Origin of the sequence: Paenibacillus sp. FSL W8-0426 (assembly GCF_037969725.1) — a bacterium.
GTDB classification, from domain to species: Bacteria; Bacillota; Bacilli; order Paenibacillales; family Paenibacillaceae; genus Paenibacillus; species Paenibacillus hubeiensis.
In genome coordinates, this window is the sequence record NZ_CP150203.1 from 42,604 (window position 1) to 67,175 (window position 24,572).

General features: G+C 52.0%; 20 protein-coding genes. All 20 read left to right on the plus strand.

The annotated features are described in order from the left end of the window. The first annotated feature begins 6 nt into the window (after positions 1 to 6). A complete protein-coding gene (mfd, locus tag MKY59_RS00215; RefSeq protein WP_339275466.1) occupies positions 7 to 3,534 on the plus strand; it encodes a transcription-repair coupling factor in 3,528 nt (1,175 codons plus the stop codon). Next, positions 3,518 to 4,684, plus strand: coding sequence for a peptidylprolyl isomerase (locus tag MKY59_RS00220; RefSeq protein WP_339275467.1), 1,167 nt, complete (start codon positions 3,518 to 3,520; stop codon positions 4,682 to 4,684). Before mfd ends, MKY59_RS00220 begins: the two co-directional genes overlap by 17 nt. A 270-nt stretch (positions 4,685 to 4,954) precedes the next feature. Beyond that, positions 4,955 to 5,497, plus strand: a complete 543-nt coding sequence (spoVT, locus tag MKY59_RS00225) for a stage V sporulation protein T (RefSeq protein WP_236421335.1) — start codon at positions 4,955 to 4,957, stop codon at positions 5,495 to 5,497. 134 nt (positions 5,498 to 5,631) lie between these two features. Then, positions 5,632 to 7,335 (plus strand): polysaccharide biosynthesis protein, encoded by a 1,704-nt coding sequence (locus tag MKY59_RS00230; RefSeq protein WP_339275468.1) that lies wholly within the window; start codon positions 5,632 to 5,634, stop codon positions 7,333 to 7,335. A 130-nt stretch (positions 7,336 to 7,465) separates the two neighbouring features. Continuing rightward, a complete protein-coding gene (gene mazG / locus MKY59_RS00235; protein WP_339275469.1) occupies positions 7,466 to 8,959 on the plus strand; it encodes a nucleoside triphosphate pyrophosphohydrolase in 1,494 nt (497 codons plus the stop codon). Positions 8,960 to 9,243: 284 nt separating this feature from the next. Then, positions 9,244 to 9,516, plus strand: a complete 273-nt coding sequence (locus MKY59_RS00240) for an HU family DNA-binding protein (protein ID WP_236421332.1) — start codon at positions 9,244 to 9,246, stop codon at positions 9,514 to 9,516. After that, positions 9,516 to 9,794 carry an RNA-binding S4 domain-containing protein gene (locus tag MKY59_RS00245; RefSeq protein ID WP_236421331.1) on the plus strand — a complete coding sequence of 93 codons (279 nt, stop codon included), beginning with the start codon at positions 9,516 to 9,518 and terminating at the stop codon, positions 9,792 to 9,794. The genes MKY59_RS00240 and MKY59_RS00245 overlap by 1 nt, the downstream gene beginning before the upstream one ends. A 196-nt stretch (positions 9,795 to 9,990) precedes the next feature. Next, positions 9,991 to 10,275, plus strand: a complete 285-nt coding sequence (yabP, locus tag MKY59_RS00250; RefSeq protein ID WP_236421330.1) for a sporulation protein YabP — start codon at positions 9,991 to 9,993, stop codon at positions 10,273 to 10,275. Next, positions 10,272 to 10,841: a spore cortex biosynthesis protein YabQ gene (gene yabQ / locus MKY59_RS00255; RefSeq protein WP_236421329.1), complete on the plus strand. Its 570-nt coding sequence runs from the start codon at positions 10,272 to 10,274 to the stop codon at positions 10,839 to 10,841. The genes yabP and yabQ overlap by 4 nt, the downstream gene beginning before the upstream one ends. A gap of 12 nt (positions 10,842 to 10,853) precedes the next feature. After that, positions 10,854 to 11,189 (plus strand): septum formation initiator family protein, encoded by a 336-nt coding sequence (locus MKY59_RS00260; protein WP_236421328.1) that lies wholly within the window; start codon positions 10,854 to 10,856, stop codon positions 11,187 to 11,189. Between the two features lie 196 nt (positions 11,190 to 11,385). Further along, positions 11,386 to 11,883 carry a S1 domain-containing RNA-binding protein gene (locus MKY59_RS00265; protein WP_236421327.1) on the plus strand — a complete coding sequence of 166 codons (498 nt, stop codon included), beginning with the start codon at positions 11,386 to 11,388 and terminating at the stop codon, positions 11,881 to 11,883. 415 nt (positions 11,884 to 12,298) lie between these two features. Further along, positions 12,299 to 14,803, plus strand: a complete 2,505-nt coding sequence (spoIIE, locus tag MKY59_RS00270; RefSeq protein WP_339275471.1) for a stage II sporulation protein E — start codon at positions 12,299 to 12,301, stop codon at positions 14,801 to 14,803. A gap of 84 nt (positions 14,804 to 14,887) precedes the next feature. After that, a complete protein-coding gene (locus MKY59_RS00275) occupies positions 14,888 to 15,640 on the plus strand; it encodes a VWA domain-containing protein (RefSeq protein ID WP_236421325.1) in 753 nt (250 codons plus the stop codon). Beyond that, entirely contained in the window at positions 15,624 to 16,571 is a 948-nt protein-coding gene (locus MKY59_RS00280) for a serine/threonine protein kinase (RefSeq protein WP_236421324.1), read from the plus strand. Before MKY59_RS00275 ends, MKY59_RS00280 begins: the two co-directional genes overlap by 17 nt. 45 nt (positions 16,572 to 16,616) lie before the next feature. Then, positions 16,617 to 18,056 carry a tRNA lysidine(34) synthetase TilS gene (tilS, locus tag MKY59_RS00285; protein ID WP_339275472.1) on the plus strand — a complete coding sequence of 480 codons (1,440 nt, stop codon included), beginning with the start codon at positions 16,617 to 16,619 and terminating at the stop codon, positions 18,054 to 18,056. A 52-nt stretch (positions 18,057 to 18,108) separates the two neighbouring features. After that, positions 18,109 to 18,648, plus strand: a complete 540-nt coding sequence (gene hpt / locus MKY59_RS00290; RefSeq protein WP_236421322.1) for a hypoxanthine phosphoribosyltransferase — start codon at positions 18,109 to 18,111, stop codon at positions 18,646 to 18,648. Between the two features lie 100 nt (positions 18,649 to 18,748). Next, positions 18,749 to 20,797, plus strand: coding sequence for an ATP-dependent zinc metalloprotease FtsH (gene ftsH / locus MKY59_RS00295; protein WP_236421321.1), 2,049 nt, complete (start codon positions 18,749 to 18,751; stop codon positions 20,795 to 20,797). A gap of 300 nt (positions 20,798 to 21,097) precedes the next feature. Further along, entirely contained in the window at positions 21,098 to 22,036 is a 939-nt protein-coding gene (gene nadA / locus MKY59_RS00300; protein ID WP_236421320.1) for a quinolinate synthase NadA, read from the plus strand. A 35-nt stretch (positions 22,037 to 22,071) separates the two neighbouring features. Continuing rightward, positions 22,072 to 23,709: an L-aspartate oxidase gene (nadB, locus tag MKY59_RS00305; RefSeq protein WP_339275475.1), complete on the plus strand. Its 1,638-nt coding sequence runs from the start codon at positions 22,072 to 22,074 to the stop codon at positions 23,707 to 23,709. After that, on the plus strand, positions 23,706 to 24,572 hold the full coding sequence (nadC, locus tag MKY59_RS00310) for a carboxylating nicotinate-nucleotide diphosphorylase (RefSeq protein WP_236421318.1): 867 nt from the start codon (positions 23,706 to 23,708) through the stop codon (positions 24,570 to 24,572). The genes nadB and nadC overlap by 4 nt, the downstream gene beginning before the upstream one ends.

Genomic DNA, 24,572 nt, shown 5'->3' on the forward strand with positions numbered 1-24,572 from the left:
CCCCTTTTGTTACAAGCACTTATACAGGCTTTTTCCAAAGATCCGGACTTTGGGTCCATCACTGCCGGTATTGAGTCCGGAATGAAGGAGCAGCTGGTTTCGGGGTTGTCCGGATCAGCACGGCAGATCATGCTGGCTGCACTTCATGAAGAGATGAACCGGCCATTGCTCGTCGTTACGCATAATATGTTTTCCGCACAAAAAATTGCAGAAGATTTACAGGAAGCGCTTTCACCAGAGCGCGTGCTTCTATACCCCGCCAATGAGCTTGTTGCCGCTGAAGCCGCCGTTTCCAGTCCGGAAACGTTGGGTCAGCGTATTGACGTGCTCGTTCAATGTGCCCAAGGCTTTCGAGGGGTCGTTGTCATCCCGTTTTCGGGGGTACGCAGATATGTACCGACTCCAGAAGTCATGGCCAGCGCCCGAATCACGCTAAAACAGGGAGAAACGCTGAAGCTTGATGCCTTCCTGCTGGAGATGGTGAAGCTCGGGTATCAGCGGGTAGAACGGGTTGAATCACGAGGAGAGATGAGCGTCCGCGGCGGAATCATTGATTTCTACCCGGTGACGTCCTCCGTTGCATACCGGGTAGAACTGTTCGACGACGAAATTGATTCCATCCGGACGTTTGATCCAGCGGACCAGCGCTCGATCGAACGTATTGGCGAAATCACGGTGCTGCCATGCAGAGAGTTGATCGCCGACGGCGATCGGATGGAACGGGCGGCCGACACGGCTGCACTTATGCTGGAGAAACAGCTGGAGAAGGTGACGGACCGGCAGGCCAAGCTGCGCCTGCGCGAAGAGATTCATCGCGAGATTGAGCTGCTGCGAGAACATGTCTATTTTGATGAAATATATAAATATATATCCCCGCTCTATCCGGAGCACAAAACGATTTATGATTACTTGCCTGAGGATACGCTCCTTGTGCTGGATGAACCTGCAAGGCTGGGAGAGACTTCGAAACAGTTGGAGCGGGACGAGTCCGAGTGGAATCTGCATTTGATGCAAAACGGTAAAACGCTGCCTGATCTGCATCTGTCCGCGGACGGCGATGATCTGATATATGAACGTCCGTTCCAGACGCTCTTCATGTCGATCTTTTTGCGTCAGGTACCGCATACGCAGCCGCAAAACATCCTCAACTTTATCAGTCGCGGCATGCAGGATTTCCATGGACAGATGAACGTGCTCAAGGCCGAGATGGAGCGTTGGCATAAAGCAGGGGTTCGCGTTGTCATGCTCGCGAGCGGCGAGGAACGATTGGAGCGCATGCGGCGCGTGCTTGCGGATTATGAAATTCCTGAGCCGGAAATGCTGATCGGAAATCTGCAAACCGGCTTTGAGCTGCCATCGATTCACTTGGCTGTGGTCACGGAAGGCGAGATGTTTTCGCAGAAACAGCGCAAAGTTCGCAAATCCAGCCGCAATGTCGACAATGCGGAGCGGATCAAATCCTACAGCGAACTGAAGGTCGGCGATTATGTCGTGCACCAGAACCATGGTATCGGTAAATATCTGGGGATCGGAACGTTAGAGGTTGCGGGCATTCATAAGGACTACATGCACATTTTGTATGCCGGCGGAGACAAGTTGTCCGTGCCAATCGAGCAGATCGACCTGATTCAGAAATACGTCGGTTCCGAAGAGAAGGAACCGAAAATCTACAAGCTGGGCGGCAACGAGTGGACGCGCGTAAAAAACAAGGTCCGTTCCTCCGTTCAGGATATTGCGGATGATCTGATCAAGCTGTACGCCGAGCGCCAAACGTCCCAAGGATATGGCTTCGACAAAGACACGCCGGAGCAGCAGGAATTCGAGGCCATGTTCCCTTATGACGAGACACGGGATCAGATTCGTGCCATCGAGGAAATCAAAAAGGATATGGAACAGAATCGGCCTATGGACCGCCTATTGTGTGGTGACGTCGGATACGGCAAAACAGAGGTCGCCATTCGTGCTGCCTTCAAAGCTGCCATCGAGGGAAAACAAGTTGCTGTACTTGTGCCCACAACGATTTTGGCGCAGCAGCATTACGAGACGTTTCGCGAACGTTTCGGCGAATACCCTTTCAACATTCAGGTGCTCAGCCGATTCCGTTCCCGCAAGGAACAGAACGAGACAGCCAAAGGCATCAAGGCCGGAACGGTGGATATCGTAATCGGTACGCACCGGCTGTTGTCTCAGGATTTGGTATTCAAGGATCTCGGATTGCTGATCGTCGACGAAGAGCAGCGCTTTGGTGTTACCCATAAGGAAAAGCTCAAAAAATTGAAAACCAACGTGGACGTGCTGACGTTAACGGCGACGCCGATTCCGCGTACCCTGCACATGTCGATGCTGGGCGTACGGGATTTGTCGGTCATCGAAACACCGCCGGAGAACCGTTTCCCTGTGCAGACGTATGTCGTCGAACACAGCCAGACATTGGTGCGTGAAGCCATCGAACGCGAGCTTGCCCGGGGAGGGCAGGTGTATTATTTGTACAATCGGGTTCAGGGCATTCACGAAAAGGCAGCAGAGATATCCGACCTGGTGCCGGAAGCAAAGGTTGGCGTAGGCCATGGACAGATGTCGGAAACGGAGCTGGAGAAAACCATTCTGGACTTCCTGGATGGCGAATATGACGTACTCGTCAGCACAAGCATCATCGAAACAGGCGTGGATATTCCGAACGTCAATACGTTAATCGTTCACGATGCCGATAAGATGGGATTATCCCAGCTCTATCAGCTGCGCGGACGTGTAGGGCGGTCCAACCGGATTGCGTATGCTTATTTTACGTATCAGCGGGATAAAGTGTTGACCGAGGTGGCGGAAAAACGCCTGCAATCCATTAAAGAGTTTACGGAACTGGGCTCCGGCTTCAAAATCGCGATGCGCGACTTGTCGATCCGCGGGGCGGGCAATCTGCTCGGTGCGGAGCAGCACGGCTTTATCGCATCCGTCGGTTTCGATCTGTACTCCCAGATGCTTGCCGAGGAGATCAACAAACGTAAAGTAACCATGTTGGGCGAAGCACCAGTGCCATCCGATCAGTGGAATACGACGCTTGATCTCAGCATTGACGCGTATTTGCCGTCCGATTATATTTACGACAGCATTCAAAAAATAGAGATTTACAAAAAAGTAGCGGTAATTTCCTCCTTTGAGGACGCGATGGAGTTGGAAGACGAGTTGGTAGACCGATTCGGCGATCTGCCGGAGGCGGTTATTAACCTCATGGCTGTAGCGAGACTTAAAGTGTATGGAAAAACCTACGGCATTGAGTCCATAACCCGCCGTGGCGATGACTTGACCATCAAATTCTATGAAGGCCGTGAACATGCCTTTGAACTGTCCAAAATCGCGAACATTGGAAATCAGTTCGAAAGACGTGTACAATTTGAGCAAGGGAGCCACATGCTGGTCCATGTCAAAGGCAAAGGTCTCGAGGACAAGCAATTGATGGAACTGGTCGAGAAGTTTATGGAGTCCTTACAAAGTGCTTTTAAATCAAAGGGGGAACCAAAGAATGTTACTAAAGTATAAAAACGTGAGGAAAGTGCTGTCCGTCAGCATGGTTGCAGTACTTTCCCTGTCCTTGCTTGCCGCATGCGGCAAAAAGGATGCTGAAAGCACGAACGATCCGAAGGATACGAGCGCTGTTGTGGCAAGCTACGAGGGCGGTACCATTACCGCCAATGAATTCGATATGGAACAACGGGTAATGAAATTCCTGTATCCGGAATACGCACAAATGATGGACATGGACGACTTCAAGGACTTTCTGGTACGTCAGGAAGTCGCTTATGAATACCTGAGCAACAAGGCTAGCGAAGAAGCAAAGACGGCAGGCGCCAAGGCGGCGACCGAGCAGTTTGACAAAATGAAAGCTCAGGTCGCAGCCGATCAATGGACCGAAATGACCAAGGCACAAAACTTGACCGACCAAAACATCAAGGATTACATGACTCGCATCATGACGGTCATCAAGGACAAGGAAACGGGTGTAACCGAAGACCAGATCAAATCCGAGTTCGAAACGAACAAAGATCAATACACGACGGCAACCGTTCGTCACGTTCTGATCAATTTCACGGATCCGGATACGCAAAAAGAACGCAAAAAAGAAGACGCGTTGAAATTGGCCAAAGAAGTAAAAGCGAAACTGGATGCCGGCGATGATTTCGCCAAAGTGGCGAAAGAATATTCCGAAGACCCGGGTTCCGCGGAGAAAGGCGGCCTGTATGAAAACGTGCCTGTCGGCAATTGGGTAGAGGCCTTCAAAGAGGCTGCCAAAACGCTGCCGCTCAACAAAATCAGCGATCCGATCGAAACCGAGTACGGTTATCACATCGTGAAGGTAGAAGCGCGCACGGAAGCAGATTATGCCAAATTGACGGATGAGCAAAAAGAGAGCCTGAAGAGCCAGCTGGCCGCTACCGAGATCGACAAGTTCATGTCGGATGAACTGGATAAGATCGTCAAAGAAGTAAAACTGCCTAAGTCCGAAACGAGCGAAGAAGGCAAGACGGAAAGCGGAACAACGGGCACTGGAACCGATGCAGGAACAAGCAAGGAAGGCGATAAAGCCGGTGAAACGAAAACCGACGGTACAAGCAGCACCGATTCCAAAACGGATCAAGGTACGACTGGAACAGATGCAAAAAGCGAAAGCACGGAATCCGGCAGCAAGTAAGAGCCAATACACCAGTGGGTGGACAAGTTATGAAAGCGAGGGAGGCCTTTTGGCCTGCCCTTGCTTTTTTGCTGTCTGATCGGGGAAGAATAGGCATAAAGTCACCTTTTGTCAGGTAAGCACAACGATATCCCCCAAGGCATGTATAAGGAAATGGGAACAGATGAATACTATGGTCAAGATATTACAAATCACGTTCTGGGATTCTCCTCTGCCCATTAACGAACAGTAGTTTAAAAATCTTCTCGAGAAAGTGGGGCAACATGTGAAATGAAAGCTACTGGTATTGTTCGCCGTATTGATGACCTCGGCCGCGTGGTCATTCCGAAGGAAATTCGCCGTACGTTACGGATTCGCGAAGGTGACCCGCTGGAAATTTTCGTGGATCGCGACGGAGAAGTCATTTTGAAAAAATACTCACCGATCGGCGAGCTTGGGGACTTTGCCAAGGAATATGCTGAATCGCTGTATGAAAGCACAGGCCACGTCACTCTGATTTCGGACCGTGATACGATCATCACTGTAGCCGGAGGCTCCAAGAAAGAATATTTGGACAAGCAGGTCGGCCAGATGGTCGAAAATTGCATGGAGAACCGGAAGACCATTCTGGAAACAGGAAGCGGCTCTTACGAAATCAGCAAGGATCATGACGAGACGTTATCATCCTTTGTCATCGCACCGATCATTTCGGGTGGAGACCCGATTGGAACCGTCATTTTGTTCAACAAGGACGAATCCGTGAAAATGTCCCAGTTGGAAGTGAAGATGGCTGAGACGGCCGCAGGGTTTCTTGGCAAACAAATGGAACAATAAATTACTTAGTCAACTCCTGAAGCCTGCTTTGGCGAACAGGAGTTTTTCTATTTTATTCGTCTGCGCACCGATCGGGAGGTATAATACAAGCATATGCTTGTTATTCTTGATCGGAAATGGTGCAGGAGGAGATTATGGGACAGCCATCTACGGCTTCGAGGTTGCTGCAGGGTGCGTTTGTGCTCGCGCTGGCGGCCATTATGTCGAAAGTCATCGGAGCTTTTCAGAAGATTCCGCTGCAAAACTTGGGGGGCGACGGTGTTTTCGGCATTTATAACACGGTGTACCCGTTCTATATGATGCTCATCACGATTGCAGCGGCTGGATTGCCTGCTGCGGTCTCCAAGTTCGTGGCTGAAGAAAATGCATTGGGGAGACCGGAAGAAGGACGGAGAGTTGCCCGCCTGTCCTCTGCCTTGCTCGGGGGAATCGGATTGGTCATGGCTGCCCTGATGTATGCGGGAGCCCCCCTTCTGGCAAAGATTATCGGAAACAGCCATGTAGCAGCATCAATACGTACCGCCTCGCTTGCGTTGCTCTTTGTGCCTCTGATGACAGGACTGCGAGGTTACTTTCAGGGACTGCAGCAAATGGTGCCTACGGCCGTATCCCAAGTCTTGGAGCAAACGGTTCGGGTGACGGTCATGATTGTTCTTTTGTTATGGCTGTTAAGGAAAGAAGCCTCGCTGGAGACGATTGCCGCAGGTGCGATGCTCGGATCGGCAGCGGGCGGCATCGCTGGACTGTTGGTTATGCTGTATTTCTGGTATCGCCATCGCCATCGCCTGAAGGCTGCGGACCAGAGCGGACCGACGGGTACATGGAGCAGGACAGGACGATGGAAGGAGGACCGCGTACAAGGGCAGATGGAGACAACCGGGGCAGCAGGCAAACGCAGCAATGCCGAGTGGGTTCGTATGTTGATGGCTTACGCAATCCCGGTTTGTCTCGGTTCGTTGGCCGTTCCCCTCATGAACCTGGTGGACACGTTCACTGTGCCGCGGCTGCTTCAGCGCGAAGGATTGGACGAAATCGGGGTCATGGTCGATTTCGGCATTTACAATCGCGGCCTGCCGCTCGTGCAGATGGTGACGATGCTGGCCACGTCACTATCGGTGCTGTTCATCCCGGCGATGGCCGAAGCCCGGCTGAAGGGTGGGCCGGAAGCCGTAAGACAGCAAGCGGGCATGGCGCTGCGCTGGTTTTGGCTCATCGGCCTGGCAGCATCCGCTGGGCTTGCGGTGCTGGCGGAGCCGATCAACCGCATGCTGTACGGGGATGCCGCAGGCACGGAAGCTTTGCGGTACATGGCGCTGACGGCCGCGGGCAGCACCGTCAGCATTATCGCGGCGGCGCTGCTGCAAGGCCTCGGCGCCGTGCGCGCACCCGCGTTCAGCATGCTTGCCGCCGCAGGCGTCAAGGCGCTGCTGAACGTGCTGCTCGTGCCGGCGCTGGGCATCAGCGGCGCGGCACTGGCAGGCGCGGCCGCCTACATGCTGGCGGCCGGCCTGAACGTGGCGCTGCTGGCGCGGCGAAGCGGCATGCGCCCGGCCATCGGCGCCGCCCTGGCGAAGCCGGCGCTGGTGATCGCCGCCATGGGCGCAGCGGCGGCGGTCGCCGCCTGGGCCGCCGAAGCGGTGCTCGGCGGCGTGGGCATCGCGGCCGATCGCAGGCTGGCCGCGACGGGCATCAGCCTGCTGGGCATGGCCGCAGGCATAGCCGTGTTTGTGCTGGCCGCGGCGCGAACCGGGCTGCTTACCGCCGCAGAGCTGGCGTCCGTTCCGAAAGTGGGCGCTCGCCTGGCCGCGATCTTGCGCAGACTGCGTATTCTGCGCTAGTCACCCGCTCATGCTGCACAGCCTGCATGAGCGCCATTTACAGGCGAGCGGCAGATTCTGGTATAATACGTGTAATCATGATGCGACGCCCGGTTCGAAAGAGCGGGACGCAAGATACGGAGGTTTGTGCATGAGCGCAGCATTAACGGTGGTTGGCCTGGGTTCGGGAGATGCCGATCAACTGACGATAGGAATCGTGAAAAAAATGAAGCAGGCGGCCGTTCTGTACGTCCGCACGCTGGATCACCCTGTTCTGGACGATCTCAGGCAGGAAGGGTTCAAGATGACGTCGTTCGATTCCATCTATGAATCGAAGGCTTCTTTTCCGGAAGTGTATGACGAGATTGCGAACCGGCTTATCGAAGCTGCATGTCAAGGTGAAGGCGGAAGCGAAATCGTATATGCCGTTCCAGGGCATCCCATGGTTGCCGAAGCCAGCGTGCGGCTGTTGAAGGAGCGCTGTCCGGACAAGGGAATATCGCTGCGGGTGATGGGCGGAGAGAGTTTTCTGGACGAAGCGTTCATCCGCCTCGGTTTTGATCCGATTGAAGGGTTCCAGCTGCTTGATGCAAGCAGCTTGAGTCCGGAGTTGATTCAGCCCCAACTGCATACGCTGATCGGACAAGTGTATGACACGTTCACCGCTTCCGACGTGAAATTGTGCCTGATGGAAGTGTATCCGGATGAGTATCCGGTCTATGTCGGTCATGCGCTGGGCGTGCAGGATCAGGAAATCATCCGGAAAGTGCCGCTGCATGATCTCGATCGGGTCGAAGGATATGGGAATCTGTCGCTGATCTATGTGCCAAGAAATACGGAAGATCATTTGCGCCGCCGCTCATTTGCCCGCCTGCACGAGATCGTGAACATTCTTCGCAGCCCTGGCGGATGTCCGTGGGATCAGGAGCAAACGCATCAGAGCATCCGCAAAAACCTGATCGAAGAAACGTACGAGGTCATCGAAACGATAGACGAGGACGATCCGGACCACATGAAGGAAGAGCTCGGCGACCTGCTGCTGCAGATCATGCTGCACTCCCAAATGGAGGAGGAGGTCGGGACTTTTAACGTGTACGATGTCATTGAAGGGTTGAACGACAAGCTCATTTTCAGGCATCCGCATGTTTTTGGCGAAAATCAGGCCAGCGATGCGCATGAAGCGCTGCAGAATTGGGAACAGATGAAAGCAGAAGAGAAACGCCGCAAAGGCCAGGACCTGAAGGCAGCCTCTGTTCTGGACGGCATACCGCCCGACCTGCCTGCCCTGATGAAAGGATACAAGCTGCAGAAAAAAGCAGCCAAAGTCGGCTTTGACTGGGACGATGTCGATGGCGTATTTGCCAAAATCGAAGAGGAGCTGGCTGAGCTGAAGGAAGCCGTACAACAGAATCACTCCGACGAACAACGCAAGCTGGAGCTCGGCGATCTTTTATTTGCCACTGCCAATGTGGCACGTTTCATCGATGCTGATCCTGAAGAAGCGCTGGCTGCAACCAACCGGAAGTTCACGAAGCGTTTCCACTACATCGAAACCCGGTTGCGCGAGCAGGGGAAAACCCCTGCAGAGAGCAATGTTGAGGAGATGGAAAGATACTGGCAGGAGGCCAAGCAAAGAGGCTTGTAAACGGAGCGGTCGGTACATTCGTTCTTAGAAATCCATCTTAGATGAATGACGCTGGATTTGAAATCCCGTATAATGTTGATTGGCATGGATCGGTTTAGGGTATTGGACTTGACGGTCTTTGGCGAATTGGTGTGGCGATTGTTAAAAAAAGTCGTCGCCGAAGGCAGGAATTCGAAGCCGAAGCCAGAATACATGTGTAGTAACCTTGCGCGAATCAAGGTGCGGCTTATATGCTGCAGCGCATTCGCAGATACTTTTTTTTCAATTTGGGAGGCTTCTAAAAGATGAACAAAACAGACCTGATCAACAACATTTCCACGAAAAGCGGATTGACTAAAAAAGACGTCGAAGCTGTACTGAACGGCTTTTTGGGCGAAATTACAGATGCACTTGCTAGCGGAGACAAAGTACAATTGATCGGCTTTGGCACTTTCGAAACCCGCAAACGTTCCGGCCGCACTGGCCGCAACCCGCAAACAGGGAATGAAATCGTTATTCCTGAGTCCATTGTTCCTGCATTCAAAGCGGGCAACAAGCTTAAAGAAGCTGTAAAATAATGCGTCTTGATAAATTCCTGAAGGTCTCAAGGCTGATCAAACGCCGCACGGTGGCTAAAGACGTTTCCGAACAGGGGCGCGTGCTGATCAATGGACGAGAAGCCAAGCCAAGCGCTGCCGTTAAGGTAGGCGATGAGCTGACGGTTCAGTTCGGTCAGAAACTGGTCACGGTAAAGGTAGAGCGACTTGCGGAGAGCACCAAGAAGGAGGAGGCGACCAGCCTCTATACCTTGGTTAAGGAAGAGCCGATCGCAAAGGATAACGGGCTGAACTGGTAATATTCGCCTGGGATGCCTTGCAGCATCTTTCTGCAAAACCATCGACATAGGGCTGTCCCGTAAGTCATGCAATTGACGAGGGGCAGCCCTTTTGGCTTTTCGTTCAGCGACAATTCTATTTTGTTTCTGTTAGTACCCAAGGTTCTATTCCTTTCTTCTGCTCCATAAGCTAGGTGTAGAAGGAGGGGTACATGCCATGGTTGAGTACGGTAAGCCAAAGCAGCATCATGTGAACATGCAAAATCGAAAGCTGTTGGATCTGACAGGTGTTTCGAATGTGGAGAGTTTTGACAGCGAGGAGTTTTTGCTTCAAACTGAACTTGGACATTTGACCATCCGCGGACATAATTTACATATCAAAAACCTGAACTTGGAGGAAGGTTTGCTGTCCATAGAAGGTACAGTGAGTTCACTCCAGTATCTGGACCCCGGTTCCCAGACCAAAAACGGCAAGGGCTTGTTCGGCAAGATGTTCCGATGAGTCCGGATACTCAATGGATCACTTTGGTGTGGATGGTCCTTTCGGGAGCCGTAATGGGAGTGGCCTATGACAGTTACCGGGTGTTATGCGGGCAACTACGATTCCCGAGATGGAGCGTCCACACGCTCGATCTGTTGTATTGGATCGCTTCGGCGCTGTTCGTTTTTCGGATGCTGTACGCCGGCAACCATGGGCAGCTGCGTTTTTATGTCTTTTTGGGGCTGATTGTGGGGGTTTGCTTCTATTTTTGGCTTTTAAGTGTTACAACCCAACGTTTTGTGGTAATGTTAATTAAACTCGCAAGAACGCTGATTCATTGGTGTGGACATATCCTTAACGTCCTTGTCGTCATGCCCGCCAAAGGGGTATATAAGCTAGTGCGCGTGTTGTTGGGATTTATACTGGCGATTCTCCTTTTTGTGGGCAAGCTCGTATTACAATGCTTGGTGCCTTTCGGAAAGCTGCTTCGCTGGATGTTCAGGCCGCTGCTGAAGCATTGGGTAACGCCGCGCTGGATGATTCAGGCGTGGACAAGGGTTGCAGCGATATGGAAACGCTGGTTTTAAGGAGGTCCGTATATGGGCAGAACAACCTTGGGGCGAACCGCCGCTCCAACAGGCCAGGGGAAATCTGCTGCTTCACGAAGAAGGTTGATGTTATGGATGGTTTTTGTTGTTTTATTCACCATCTGGGCACTCTATACGTTCTTCGTACAGAACGCACAGATTTCGGACAAGAGCTCTCGACTGGCCGCTCAACAGGCATCCCAGGAAGAGACGTTGAAAAAGCTGGATCAGTTGAAGTATGAAGTCAGCCGGTTGAAGGACCCTGAATACATAGGACAGCTGGCACGTAAAAAAGGGTATTACCTCCCTGAAGAAACGCCGATTAAGGTAGAGGGCTCAGGAAACTGACGAGTTTGGTCCATACGAAGGGATAGGCGCTCGATACGGTTCCAGGGTCATCGAATCCGGAAAAAATAGGCTCTATTATAGGGAGCAGCTCAGTTGACCTTGGTTTGAGGCATAAGGTATAATCAGTTTAGCACAGCATTGATTTTTGCATCCAAAAATCGGGTTGTATATTTTTAAGGGAGGATCATTTTATTCTATGGCAATTGAAGTGGGCACCAAGTTAGAGGGCAAGGTGACAGGCATCACGCATTTTGGAGCATTTGTGGATCTGTCAGGAGGTGTCACGGGTCTCGTTCACATCTCGGAAATCGCCGACAATTACGTCAAAGATGTCAACGACCACCTGAAGCTTAATGACGTGGTTACAGTGAAGGTCATCAACGTTGACAAAGACGGAAAGATCGGACTTTCAATCAAGCAGGCTGTTGACAAACCGGTTGAGCAACAGACGCAGTCGAGACCCCCGAGAGGTCCTAGACCGGAACGCAGTGGAGGAGATCGCGAACGTTTCGGTGGCGGCGGCGGAGGTGGTTTCAACCGTGACCGCGGAGGACGTTCCTTCAAGCCCGCAGCAGGCAAACCTTCATTTGAGGATAAAATGTCACGCTTCCTGAAAGATAGCGAGGAACGGATCTCTTCGCTCAAGAAGAACACGGAAGGCAAACGCGGAGGTCGCGGAGCTAAACGTGTCTAATCTGTTCAACCTGATTTAAAATATATACGTTCAAAGCCGTTAGCCCTCGGGCTGGCGGCTTTTTAGCGTTCTTTGCGATTTTTGCAGCTGCCCAGGCAGTAAATAAGAACATTTGTCGTCTACCATTTTTTACCGACAGCATTCCATGGCATTCCGCAGGTATTTTGTTTGAATGCTGCATCGCTTGGAACAGAAACGATTCAAAATCAGACAATCGCCTCCCTTGGATGGAGGAGCAAAAATCGGCGAAGCAAGCATAGGGACGGGGTTCTGCCGCACCGCGCAATCGCCGAGTCTTTTGTCGTAAATTTTTTATGGCCTGTCCAGTTATTGTGACAAACTATGTCTTTCATTCTATCTATAATCGGTACCAATGAGATGGAATTGAAAACATACGAATGGGGTGCCTTGGGATATGGAAAAGTGGAATGTCATTCAATTTCCGGGATGGAAAGCAGGGAAAGAACGTACGAAGGCGTGGGAGGATCTGTCCGGAAGAATCAAGCAATGGTTCAGCTCCCGCAAGGCGGTCCAGTTCGTTGCTGCACGGAAGTGGGTAATGCTGCTCACTGCGATGGGTTTTTTACTCGGGAAGGCGATGATTTTGAATGAACTGTCCCCCTTTGCCATCGCGTATTTTGCCGTCATTGCGTTTATGCGGAAAGACTATGTCATCCCTGTGGGCATTGCTTTGCTGGCAGGCAGCTTCTTCGCGCCCTTCCCGGTTGTGCTGATCGTTGCGGCCGAAATTGCCATTTTCCTGCTGCTCTACAAAGGTTTGTCCACATATGATCGCGCTGAATTATCCTATGCGCCGGCCATGGTGTTCATGACCACTTTTCTGGTCAAGCTGTTTGCCGTCGTGATCGGCCCTTCGTTCAGCTGGTATGCCATGATGATGCTGACGCTGGATTCGGTGCTCAGTTTCGTGCTTACCCTTGTGTTCATACAAGCGATTCCACTCTTCACGTTCCGCAAAAAAAAGCTTAACTTGAAAAGCGAGGAGATCCTTTGCTTGATCATTCTGCTCGCTTCCGTCATGACAGGCGCCGTAGGATGGACGATACAATCTCTCTCCGTGGAACATATGTTATCGCGATACCTAATTTTGATCTTTGCTTTGGTAGGCGGAGCGCCCTTGGGAGCTTCGGTCGGGGTCATAACCGGCCTGATCTTGAGCCTGGCTGATATGAGCGCCATCTATCAGATGAGTTTGCTCGCCTTTGCCGGGATGCTGGCCGGGATGCTGCGGGAGGGGAAACGCCCAGGCGTTATACTCGGCATGCTGCTCGGCTCATCTATTCTGTCTATCTACCTTGGCGGGCCTAATGACGTAATGAATTCGTTATGGGAAACCTGTGCAGCCATCGCCTTGTTCATACTTACCCCCAAAAGCATTATGGCCGCCATATCCAGATATGTGCCAGGCACGCAAGACCACACGAAGTCACAGCATGAGTATGCCAAACGCATTCGCGACGTGACGGCAGAGCGGGTTACCCGCTTTTCGCAAGTGTTCCGCCAGTTGTCCCGAAGCTTCGACCAGATGTCAGGGGCGGGCGAAGCCGTAAAAAATGAGGGTGGTATGGAGCATTTCATGAATGCTGTTGCGGAGGGCACCTGCGCGTCCTGCTTCAAACGTTCCCAATGCTGGGACGCCAAGTTCATTCAAACCTATAGGTATATGACTGACGTGATGAGTTCGATTGAGGCCAACCCCGAGATGACGGCAGAGCAGATTCCGGTGGGATGGAACCGGATCTGTGCCAAACCGGAGGAAGTGCTTGAAGTTATGCGTGCCCAATATGGACTGTATCAGCATGATTTGCAGTGGAAGCGGCAGATCATGGACAGCCGCCAGCTTGTTGCGGAGCAGTTGTCGGGCGTATCCCAGGTGATGGAGGATCTGGCGAGGGAGATTCAGCGGGAAAGCGAGGAGATGGTGCAGCAGGAGGAACAAATTCGGGAAGCGCTGGAATCATTCGGCCTGTCGATTCATTCCATCGAGATCATTAGTCTGGAGGCAGGCAATGTGGAAATTGAAATTGTCCACGCCTACACGCGGGGGTTTGACGAGTGCCGCAAAATGATCGCTCCGCTCATTTCGGAGGTGCTGGACGAGCACATTGCCGTCCTGCATGAAACGATGACCGATCCTAAACAGGGGCTGGCTACCGTCACCTTCGGGTCGGCCAAAACGTTTGAGATTACGACTGGAGTGGCCGCCGCAGCCAAAGGCGGGGATCTGTTTTCCGGCGATAGTTTCAGCACGGTGGAGATGGGGAACGGCACGTTCGCGGTAGCCCTCAGCGATGGCATGGGCAATGGTGAGCGGGCACGGATGGAGAGCAGTGCGGCTTTAAATATATTGGAGCAGCTGCTGCAATCCGGGATGGATGAAAAACTGGCGATCAAATCGGTGAATTCCATTCTGATGCTGCGGTCCCCTGAAGAAATGTATGCTACTGTCGATATGGCGCTCATTGACGAGTATTCGGCCGAAACCACCTTCATGAAGATCGGCTCAACGCCGAGTTTCATTAAAAGGGGACACGAGGTCATTCAAGTGTCGGCCAGCAATCTCCCGATCGGCATCATCAAAGATATCGAGGTCGATCTGGTGACCGTACAGCTCCAGCCCGGCGATATTTTGATCATGATGACAGACGGCATTTATGATGCACCCGGTTATGCCGTGAACAAAGAACTGTGGATCAAACGCCTGATTCAGGAGGTGAGCAGCGAAGACCCGCAGGAAGTGGCGGACTGCCTGTTGGAGAGCGTGATCCGATACCAGCAGCATGAGATTTATGACGACATGACCGTGATCGTGGCCAAGGTAGAGCACTACCATCCGGAGTGGGCCACATTGCGGGTCCCCGGAATTAGCCGGATGGAACGGCCGCGCACCGTAAGTTGAAGCCCGTTCCCTCTTGTTTGAAATCTCTTCAATCTGGCAATGCTAGTCATAGAATTGAAGAGTAACGAAACGGAGGGATACCGGATGAAGCAAATTCTATTGATTACCGACGGTTGTTCCAATGTGGGCACAAGCCCTGTGCTTGCTGCGGCTGAGGCGCATGAAGAAGGCATAACTGTGAATGTGGTCGGGGTTATCGATTATGGCACGATTGGAGAACTCGGAAGCCGAGAAATCGAAGACATTGCCAGAGCAGGAGGAGGGATCAGTCAGATCGTGGGCACCAGACAGCTGGCCCAAACGATGCAGATGATGACCAGAAAAACGGTGGTACAGACGATCCAACAGGCCGTTAACCGCGAGCTCACGCAGATTTTCGGAGAAAACTCGCCTAAAAGCGTGACCGATCTTGCGCCTGCGCAGCGGGCGCAGGTTGTTGAAGTTATGGATAACATGACGGAAACCGCTCCGCTGCAGGTTGTGCTGCTGATCGACGTCAGTGCAAGCATGAAGCCCAAGCTGCCTGCCGTGGAAGAAGGCATCCGCGACTTGATGCTAAGCTTGCAGGCGAGGGTTGGAAAGAGCCGGCTTGCGGTATTTCACTTTCCCGGCCGGCACAGCGGTGAAGAGGCCGTGATGGATATAGACTGGACGGACGATCCTGGCAGCGTGAAGTCGCTGTTTGGACGTCTGCAAATGAAAGGCGCGACGCCCACGGGACCCGCGATTCAGAGGGTGATTGATTTTTATCGTTATGGTACACTGGAGGAACAGCAGGAAATAGAAGGGAACTATCGCATTGAAAGAGAAGGGATGCTCGGTGACAACGTTGTCTGATGCTTCTTTCCCGCCGGGCACCGTCATTACGGGAAAATGGAATCGAAGCCGTTATACCGTCCGGAAGCTGCTGGGCAAGGGGGCCAACGGCATCGTTTTTCTTGTCCAGCGGCGGGAAAACGGGAAACATTATGCACTCAAAATGGGGTTCGATCCGGTAGATCTGCAATCGGAAGTCAACGTGCTCAAATCGTTTCAACTGCAACGCAAGCACGAGGCCTTGCAACAGAGCGGCATTCCTTCTTATTTAAAAGAGGTTGACGATTACTCCGTTGAGGGACGGGATATCCCCTTCTACGTGATGCGTTACGTTCGCGGCGAGGCATTTCATCACTTTATAAGGCGCCAGGGAACGGAGTGGACAATCGTTGTCGGTCTGCGGTTGCTGCAGAAGCTGTCCCAACTGCATCAGGCCGGATGGGTGTTCGGAGACCTCAAACCGCAGAACGTGCTCGTAACCGATTACGGCCAAGTCGAACTGATTGATTACGGCGGTGTAACATCGATGGGGCGCAGCGTCAAACAATTTACCGAATGGTATGATCGCGGATTCTGGAATGCAGGGAGCCGTGCTGCTGACGGGACTTATGATATTTTTGCATTTGCTTTATTGCTTATTCATGTGTTGGAGGGAGAAGAATTAAAAAGGCTGGCAGCAGAGGGGTTGCCGCAATTGCGGAGCGTCAATCAACTCGTTGCCCTGGTCATGCGCAGCGAGCGGATGAAGCCGCTCCAGAGCTGGACGGTCCAAGCCTTGCGGGGACAGTTCACCGATGCGGAGCAAGCGATTCGCGGCTGGAAAGAGATGATGGCGCGGCCGTCCAAGCTCCGCCGTTCGTCCAGAGGTGCGACGCCGGGCTGGCTTAAAAGCGCATTTGCCATTTCTATCATTATACTTATTGTGGCGCTCATCTATGCACTCCTGAACTGACTGATGCGAGTGCATATACATAACGCAAGGAAAGAGGAAGCAGGGATGGAAGCTTTAGGCTGGGACATGTTGGTGAAGACTGTGATGGAAGCAGCAGAAGAGCATCGGTTATGGGTTTCCGGGGATCGGATCGTCGTTGCGGTGTCCGGCGGACCGGACTCGGTGGCCTTTTTGCATATCATGCATGAAATCAGCACCCGCCATACGCCCCTTGAACTGATCTGTGCACATGTGCATCACGGGTTCCGAAAAGCATCGGACCAGGAAGCCGAGATGGTCAAAGAATTGGCGGGTCGGTTAGGGATTGCCTTCGAGTGGATCAAAGCCGATATTCCTTCATATATGAAGCTTACAGGCTTGGGTTCGCAGGAAGCTGCACGCGACCGTCGCTATGCCTTTTTGCATGAGGTCGCACGCAAATACGATGCATCCAGCATTGCGCTGGCTCACCATGCCGATGACCAGGCGGAGACGGTTTTGCTTCATTTATTGCGCGGCTCCGGGCTTTCAGGCCTGGCCGGCATGAGGTTTAAACGTCGCGAAAAAAATGTGGAACTAATTCGGCCATGCCTTCGTATAAACAAGACGGACCTTGTAGAAGCTTGTAATACACAAGGTTTCCCGTATGTGAACGACGAGTCGAACACCAACCGAAAATATACACGGAATGCCATCCGTCTGGATGTGCTCCCTTTCTTGGAGCAATTTAACGGACAGATCACGCCGTCTTTGAATCGTCTTGCCGAAATCGTGGGCGATGAAGACGAATTCATGGGGCAGGGTGCACTCGACGCATACAGCTGTCTAGTGCAGAAGAACGGCGGAAGGCAGACCTTTGAGTTGCCTTCCTTTTTGAAGTTACATGTCGCTTTACAACGGAGGTTGATTAAACTAATATTGAATTATCTGCCTTTGGACAGTGATTTTGTCGACTTTACCCGGATCGAAACCATTCGGCGCAAGGTCACGGAGAACGATTCGACGACCTGGAGTCTGGATCTGGGACAAACCTTTGTCTGTACTCGGGAATACGACAATATTTCCTTTGGCGTACGGAATGAAGTACAGGATCAATCTTATGAGTATCGTCTCGAGCGATGGAGCGGAGTTTGCGAGCTTTCGCTCATGGAGATTAATCGTCAACTGCGGTTATTCCCCCTGAGCCCCAAGGACTACCTTGCACCCGAATCGGCTGACGTGGCCGCATTTGATGCGGACGAACTGATCATGCCGCTCGTTGTGCGTTCACGGTTACCTGGAGATACCATGAAGGTCATGGGATTAAACGGAAGCAAAAAGGTGAAAAATATTTTCATCGACGAAAAGGTACCTCCCTCTGTCCGACCACGCATTCCTGTGGTATGTGACGGTGCTGGCAACATTATTTGGTTGCCGGGCGTGCGCCGGTCCAGTCTGGCTCCGGTGAAGGAGGATACTTCTGCCATTCTGTACATGACTGTAGGCGATTCAGCGATTCAGGGGTAGTGGTTATGGTTCAGGTAAGGCTTTCATAGTATAACTTAGGAGGTTCACGCAGTTGCAGAACGACATTCAGGAAGTATTGATCAGCGAGGAAGAGATTCAAAACAAGGTGAAGGAACTTGGTGCAGTATTGAGCGCCGAATATGCAGGTCGCAATCCTTTGGTCATTTGCGTGCTCAAAGGTGCGTTTATATTTATGGCTGATTTGGTTAAAAACATTACTGTACCCGTGGAGATGGATTTCATGGCGGTATCCAGCTACGGCGCTTCAACCAAATCGTCCGGCGTTGTCAAAATCATCAAGGATTTGGACGTATCCGTCGATGGACGCGAGGTCCTGATTGTTGAAGATATCATCGACAGCGGACTTACGCTCAGTTATTTAATCGAACTGCTGCAAGGCCGCGGAGCCAAATCGGTTCGCGTAGTGACACTCTTTGACAAGCCGTCCGGCCGCAAGGTCGAGCTGGAAGCGCATTATACGGGCTTTGACATTCCGGATGCCTTTATTGTTGGTTACGGTCTGGATTACGCCGAGAAGTATCGGAACCTCCCTTATATCGGGATCTTGAAACCAGAGGTTTACACCAGTTAATCTGTGCTGGACCCCAGCCCCGAGCGGCTTTTTTGCTTCTGTTGAGAAGCCATATCGGGCTATGTTAAAATAAATAAAGTGTCTCGAGAGGAGGTAGGGGATGAATCGGTTCATCCGGAATTCTGGTTTTTATTTGATTCTTTTTTTAGTTGTGGTGGGCATAGTCCAATTCGTCAGCAATGGCGGCGAAGCCACCGATAATCCTAGATATGATCAGTTGCGTTCGGCGATTCAGGCCGATAACGTCAAAGATTTGACGGTTCAGTTCGATGGACAGTCATTTCTGGTAACCGGTCATTACAGAACCAAGCCAGCAGAAGCCAAATCAGAAAATTTCTCGACGTACATTCCTCCTACAGACGAAGCGATTGGGGAGCTTGTAAAGGCAAGCGAAACCAATAATTTCGAGTTTAATCAGGAGCCCATGAGAGGTGACAGCATTTGGTTGACATTGCTGACCTCCTTTATTCCTTTGATCATTATGTTCCTCCTGTTCTTCTTCCTGTTTAATCAGGCTCAAGGCGGCGGCGGTAAAGTAATGAACTTTGGTAAAAGCCGTGCCCGTCTCTACAATGAAGAGAAGAAACGGGTCACGTTCGAAGATGTTGCCGGTGCGGACGAAGAGAAGCAGGAGCTTGTCGAGGTCGTTGACTTCCTCAAGGATCCTCGCAAGTTTGCGGCTGTCGGCGCACGGATTCCGAAAGGCGTATTGCTTGTAGGTCCTCCGGGTACGGGTAAAACTTTGCTTGCGCGTGCCGTAGCGGGTGAAGCAGGAGTGCCGTTCTTCAGCATTTCCGGTTCCGATTTCGTGGAAATGTTCGTCGGTGTCGGTGCTTCCCGTGTACGCGATTTGTTTGAAAATGCAAAGAAAAACGCACCATGTATCATCTTCATTGACGAGATTGATGCCGTGGGACGTCAACGTGGTGCCGGACTTGGCGGCGGTCACGATGAACGTGAGCAGACGCTGAACCAGTTGCTCGTTGAGATGGACGGTTTCGGGGCGAACGAAGGCATCATTATCGTTGCCGCAACCAACCGTGCAGACATTCTCGACCCGGCGTTGCTGCGTCCAGGCCGCTTCGACCGTCAAATTACGGTAGATCGTCCGGATGTTAAAGGCCGTGAAGCTGTACTGAAAGTACATTCCCGTAACAAACCGCTCACCAAAGATGTGAAGCTGGATGTGATCGCGAAGCGTACAACCGGATTCTCCGGTGCGGATCTGGAAAATCTCCTGAACGAAGCGGCATTGCTTGCGGCACGCCGTAATCGTAGAGATATTTCGATGCGTGAGGTAGATGAAGCGATTGACCGTGTCATCGTGGGTACGGAGAAGAAAAGCCGTGTCATCAGTGATCGCGAGAAACGCATCGTTGCTTACCACGAAGCGGGTCATACCATCGTAGGTTATTTCCTGGAACATGCCGATATGGTACATAAAGTGACCATTATACCGCGTGGACGCGCGGGTGGATACGTCATCATGTTGCCAAAAGAGGATCGCATGCTCGTCACCAAGCAAGAGCTTCTGGACAAAGTTACGGGTCTCCTGGGGGGCCGTGTAGCAGAGGAATTGTTCATCGGCGAGATTGGTACTGGCGCATATAGCGACTTCCAGCAAGCAACAGGTATTGTTCGCAGCATGGTAATGGAGTACGGTATGAGCGAGAAATTGGGACCAATGCAATTCGGCAGCTCGCAAGGGCAAGTGTTCCTTGGTCGCGATATCGGTCACGAACAAAACTACTCGGATTCCATCGCTTATGAGATCGATCAGGAGATGCAGCGTTTCATCACGGAATGTTATGAGAAATGTAAAGACCTGCTCGTGAAACATTCGAAGGAAGTTCACCTGATTGCACAAACGTTGCTGGAAGAAGAAACCCTGGAGATGGAACAAATCAAGCAATTGATTGAAACAGGATCCCTGGGCAATAAAGCTGCCAGCGACAATGGCAATGAAGGTACACCTAATGAAAGCGGCGAGGCAATCATTGATAATATCGGTGATGTGCGCGTTCGTATTCAAGGCAAGGATGATGTAGTGCCTGAGACACCAGCCGGAGATGTTCCCAACGAAGCTCCGAACCTGGATAAAGGCGATAGCACCGATCCAAGCGATGGTGGTTCGAAGCCGACATCCTAAGCATAATCATAACCGCTCGTTGTTAGCGCGGATTAAAAAGAGAGCCTTCCGGCTCTCTTTTTTTTGCAAAAATACATGAATGGATCAAGATAACGCAAATGGAGAGCTAGGACGCGAACCGGGCAGGAAATGGGCCGATACGTGGCAATTCTGTGGCGTTTTCATTAATTGACAGACTCGTGAACGTTGTGTACATTAGGTGTTAAACCGCTTGTGATTCGTTTCTCAAGCGAAAATTACGGTACACAACCTTATACAACACAGCGCTATGCGCTGTCCTGATAAAGGAGAGGATCGCAGGTGGAAGCTCTGGCATTAGAGCGCAAGGCTGAGATGAATCGGGAGCTGCGGGAGCGGCTGCTGCAGTTGAAAAAAGAACGTAACGCCATTATTCTTGCCCATTATTATCAACGTGACGAGGTACAGGAGGTCGCCGATTTTCGTGGGGATTCGTTCTTGCTTGCCCAGAAGGCAGCGCAGACGGATGCCGATGTCATTGTTTTTTGCGGCGTACACTTCATGGGGGAGAGCGCTAAGATTTTGGCGCCGAACAAAACGGTTATCATCCCGGACGAACGTGCCGGCTGCCCGATGGCAGATATGGTGAATGTGGACGGATTGCGAAAGCTGAAAGCACAGCATCCGAATGCCAAGGTTGTTACTTACATCAACTCTTCCGCCGAAATCAAGGCAGAAACCGATATTTGCTGTACATCAGCCAATGCGGTCAGAGTCATTCAATCTGTCGATTCTGACGAAATCATCTGGGTGCCGGACAAAAATCTGGGCCATTATGTGCAGCAGCACACGGACAAGAAAATGATTATTTGGGAAGGTTACTGCAACACACATGACATGCTGACTGTAAAAGATGTTGTGGAGATGAAAGCCAAGTATCCGAACGCCGAATTTGTCGTGCATCCGGAATGCCGCCCGGAAGTAGTGGCCATGGGGGATTTCGTAGGCAGCACAACGGCCATTCTGGAATATTGCAAAAATTCTACGGCCAAAGAATTCATCGTAGGAACCGAAGACGGAACAGGCTACCAGCTTCGTTTGGACAGCCCGGATAAACAATTTCATTTCGCGACCAAATTCCTCGTATGTCCAAACATGAAGGTCAACAACCTGAAGAAACTGGTGAAATGCCTGGAAACGATGAAACCGCAAATTTACGTACCGCCGGCCGTTGCCGATAAAGCCAGAGAATCGCTAGAGCGCATGTTACTCGTGAAGTAGCGTGCGCTACTCTTGCTCCAAGACAGGTGAATAACATGATACCGCAATATGTAGTAGATTTTGATATATCCCTGCTGCCGGTGCATGAAACGGATGTGCTGGTGATTGGATCGGGCATCGCAGGTTTGTTTACGGCCATCAAGGCGAGCGCGCAGAACCGCGTACTCATGATTACGAAGAAATCGTTGCTCGAAAGCAATACCCGTTATGCTCAGGGAGGCATCGCCGCGGTGATTGCTGAGGACGATTCGCCGGCATACCATCTGCAGGACACGATGGTGGCCGGGGCCGGGCTTTGTCGTCCTGAAGCGGTGGAAGCTTTGGTAAATGAAGGGCCCGACGGAGTCAAGGAACTGATCCGCCTGGGCACCTCGTTCGATCTCGAGGACGGCGAGCTGGCACTGACACAGGAGGGCGCGCATAGCCACCGCCGCATACTGCATGCAAACGGAGATGCGACAGGCTACGAAATTGTGCGTGCGCTGGCCGTTGAAGTGAGCGAGCATCCCGGCATCGACGTTTGGGATGAACACTTCGTCATCGACTTGATAACCGGGGATGGCGAGTGTAGAGGCGTGCTTGTGCAAAAGCCTGATGGAACAAGAGTGTTTGTGAAGGCAAAAGCGACGGTGCTCTGCTCAGGCGGAGCGGGGCAGCTGTATAGATACACAACGAACCCGGAAGTAGCGACAGCCGACGGGGTAGCTATGGCGTATCGTGCTGGCGCCATCGTTCGTGATATGGAGTTCATTCAGTTTCATCCAACCTCGCTCTGTTATCCCGGTGCCCCGAGATTCCTGATCTCCGAAGCGGTTCGCGGCGAGGGCGCGTATCTGCGCAACGTGAAGGGCGAACGGTTCATGGCGCGGTATCATGCGCAGCTGGAGCTTGCACCGCGTGATATCGTAGCAAGGGCGATCATTAGCGAGATGGAAGCTACGAACAGCACGTTTGTTTATCTGGACATTACGCATGAATCGGCAGAGATGGTCAAACACCGTTTTCCAACCATTTATGAAACCTGCATGCGTTACGGACTTGATTTGACATCCGATTGGATACCCGTCGCTCCTGCGGCCCATTACATGATGGGTGGCGTGAAGACGGATATGAACGGGGAGAGCAGCATTTCAAGATTGTTCGCTTGCGGGGAAGTCTCGTCCACAGGCGTGCATGGTGCAAACCGTCTGGCCAGCAATTCATTGTCCGAAGCGATCGTGTTCGGAAGCCGCATCGTCGAACGGATTTCTCAGCTGCCTCCGTTAACTGCACAGGAGGAAAACCATTCGAAAACAAGTTTCATCGGGAACCCTGATCCAAGAGTCAACCGGTTAACGTTAGATCAAAAACCTGTTTCCGAGCGGCGTCTACGGTTACAGAAGCTAATGGTAAGACAAGTCGGATTGCGGCGTAACCTGAACGGATTGCGCGAAGCCTCCGAGAAGTTGAAGCAGGAGATGGCCTTTTTTGAACAGGAGCTTGAGCAAGTTGAGGAAATGGAATATGCAAACCTGCTGACATGTGCCTGGCTGGTGACAAGCGGAGCCTTGCACCGGCAGGAGAGCCGGGGAGCTCATTATCGTGAGGATTACCCCGAACGTAATGACGCGGTTTGGCAGAGACACAGCCTGCAGCAGCGGGAACAAGCGATCGTGGAGGAATTGATGTCATGATACTCGATGGATATAATGAAGCACTGATTGAATCGATTAAGGGCTGGCTTCGCGAAGATGTCGGTTCGGGTGATGTAACGACAACTGTAACGATCCCGGAAGGTCATCAATCCAAAGCGGTGATCCATGCCAAGGACGATGGTATCGTTGCCGGAATCCATGTAGCCGAGCTTGTTTTCCGCGAGGTGGACCGAACGCTTTCTTTTGCCGCTAAAGTGAAAGATGGCGATCGTGTTACACGTGGAACGATTTTAGCCGAGGTTGAGGGCAGTACGCATCGTCTGCTGACGGGAGAGCGACTTGCCTTGAATCTGCTCCAACGCATGTCCGGCATTGCGACCCGCACGCGTATGTATGTGGACGCATTGGAAGGGCTGCCAACCCGATTGGTGGATACGCGCAAAACGACGCCGGGCCACCGCATGCTGGAGAAGTATGCCGTACGCGTCGGCGGGGGAGCGAATCATCGGTTTGGCCTCTATGATGCAGTCATGATCAAAGACAATCATATTAAAGGTGCAGGCGGTATCACTCAAGCGGTCAAACGGGCAAGAATGGCTATTCCGCATACAATGACCATTGAAGTAGAGACGGAGAACCTGGAACAGGTGCAGGAAGCGCTGCAGGCCGGCGCGGACATCATCATGCTCGACAACATGCAGCCCGGCCTGATGCGTGAAGCCGTCGCCGTCATTCGTGAGCAGGCCCCACATGTTAAGGTGGAGGCTTCAGGAAATGTATCTTTGGAGACGATCCGGGGAATTGCCGAGACGGGTGTGGATGTAATTTCGGTAGGCAGGTTAACCTATTCTTTCGAGAGCCTCGATATCAGCCTGGATTTAAACGAAAAGAAGGAGGGGTGA

Excerpts from the sequence above, each read along its gene's own strand:
- MKY59_RS00220 (WP_339275467.1), top strand. The coding sequence starts at position 3,518 with ATGTTACTAAAGTATAAAAACGTGAGGAAAGTGCTGTCCGTCAGCATG.
- spoVT (WP_236421335.1), top strand. The coding sequence starts at position 4,955 with ATGAAAGCTACTGGTATTGTTCGCCGTATTGATGACCTCGGCCGCGTG.
- MKY59_RS00230 (WP_339275468.1), top strand. The coding sequence starts at position 5,632 with ATGGGACAGCCATCTACGGCTTCGAGGTTGCTGCAGGGTGCGTTTGTG.
- mazG (WP_339275469.1), top strand. The coding sequence starts at position 7,466 with ATGAGCGCAGCATTAACGGTGGTTGGCCTGGGTTCGGGAGATGCCGAT.
- MKY59_RS00240 (WP_236421332.1), top strand. The coding sequence starts at position 9,244 with ATGAACAAAACAGACCTGATCAACAACATTTCCACGAAAAGCGGATTG.
- MKY59_RS00245 (WP_236421331.1), top strand. The coding sequence starts at position 9,516 with ATGCGTCTTGATAAATTCCTGAAGGTCTCAAGGCTGATCAAACGCCGC.
- yabP (WP_236421330.1), top strand. The coding sequence starts at position 9,991 with ATGGTTGAGTACGGTAAGCCAAAGCAGCATCATGTGAACATGCAAAAT.
- yabQ (WP_236421329.1), top strand. The coding sequence starts at position 10,272 with ATGAGTCCGGATACTCAATGGATCACTTTGGTGTGGATGGTCCTTTCG.
- MKY59_RS00260 (WP_236421328.1), top strand. The coding sequence starts at position 10,854 with ATGGGCAGAACAACCTTGGGGCGAACCGCCGCTCCAACAGGCCAGGGG.
- MKY59_RS00265 (WP_236421327.1), top strand. The coding sequence starts at position 11,386 with ATGGCAATTGAAGTGGGCACCAAGTTAGAGGGCAAGGTGACAGGCATC.
- spoIIE (WP_339275471.1), top strand. The coding sequence starts at position 12,299 with ATGGAAAAGTGGAATGTCATTCAATTTCCGGGATGGAAAGCAGGGAAA.
- MKY59_RS00275 (WP_236421325.1), top strand. The coding sequence starts at position 14,888 with ATGAAGCAAATTCTATTGATTACCGACGGTTGTTCCAATGTGGGCACA.
- tilS (WP_339275472.1), top strand. The coding sequence starts at position 16,617 with ATGGAAGCTTTAGGCTGGGACATGTTGGTGAAGACTGTGATGGAAGCA.
- ftsH (WP_236421321.1), top strand. The coding sequence starts at position 18,749 with ATGAATCGGTTCATCCGGAATTCTGGTTTTTATTTGATTCTTTTTTTA.
- nadB (WP_339275475.1), top strand. The coding sequence starts at position 22,072 with ATGATACCGCAATATGTAGTAGATTTTGATATATCCCTGCTGCCGGTG.
- nadC (WP_236421318.1), top strand. The coding sequence starts at position 23,706 with ATGATACTCGATGGATATAATGAAGCACTGATTGAATCGATTAAGGGC.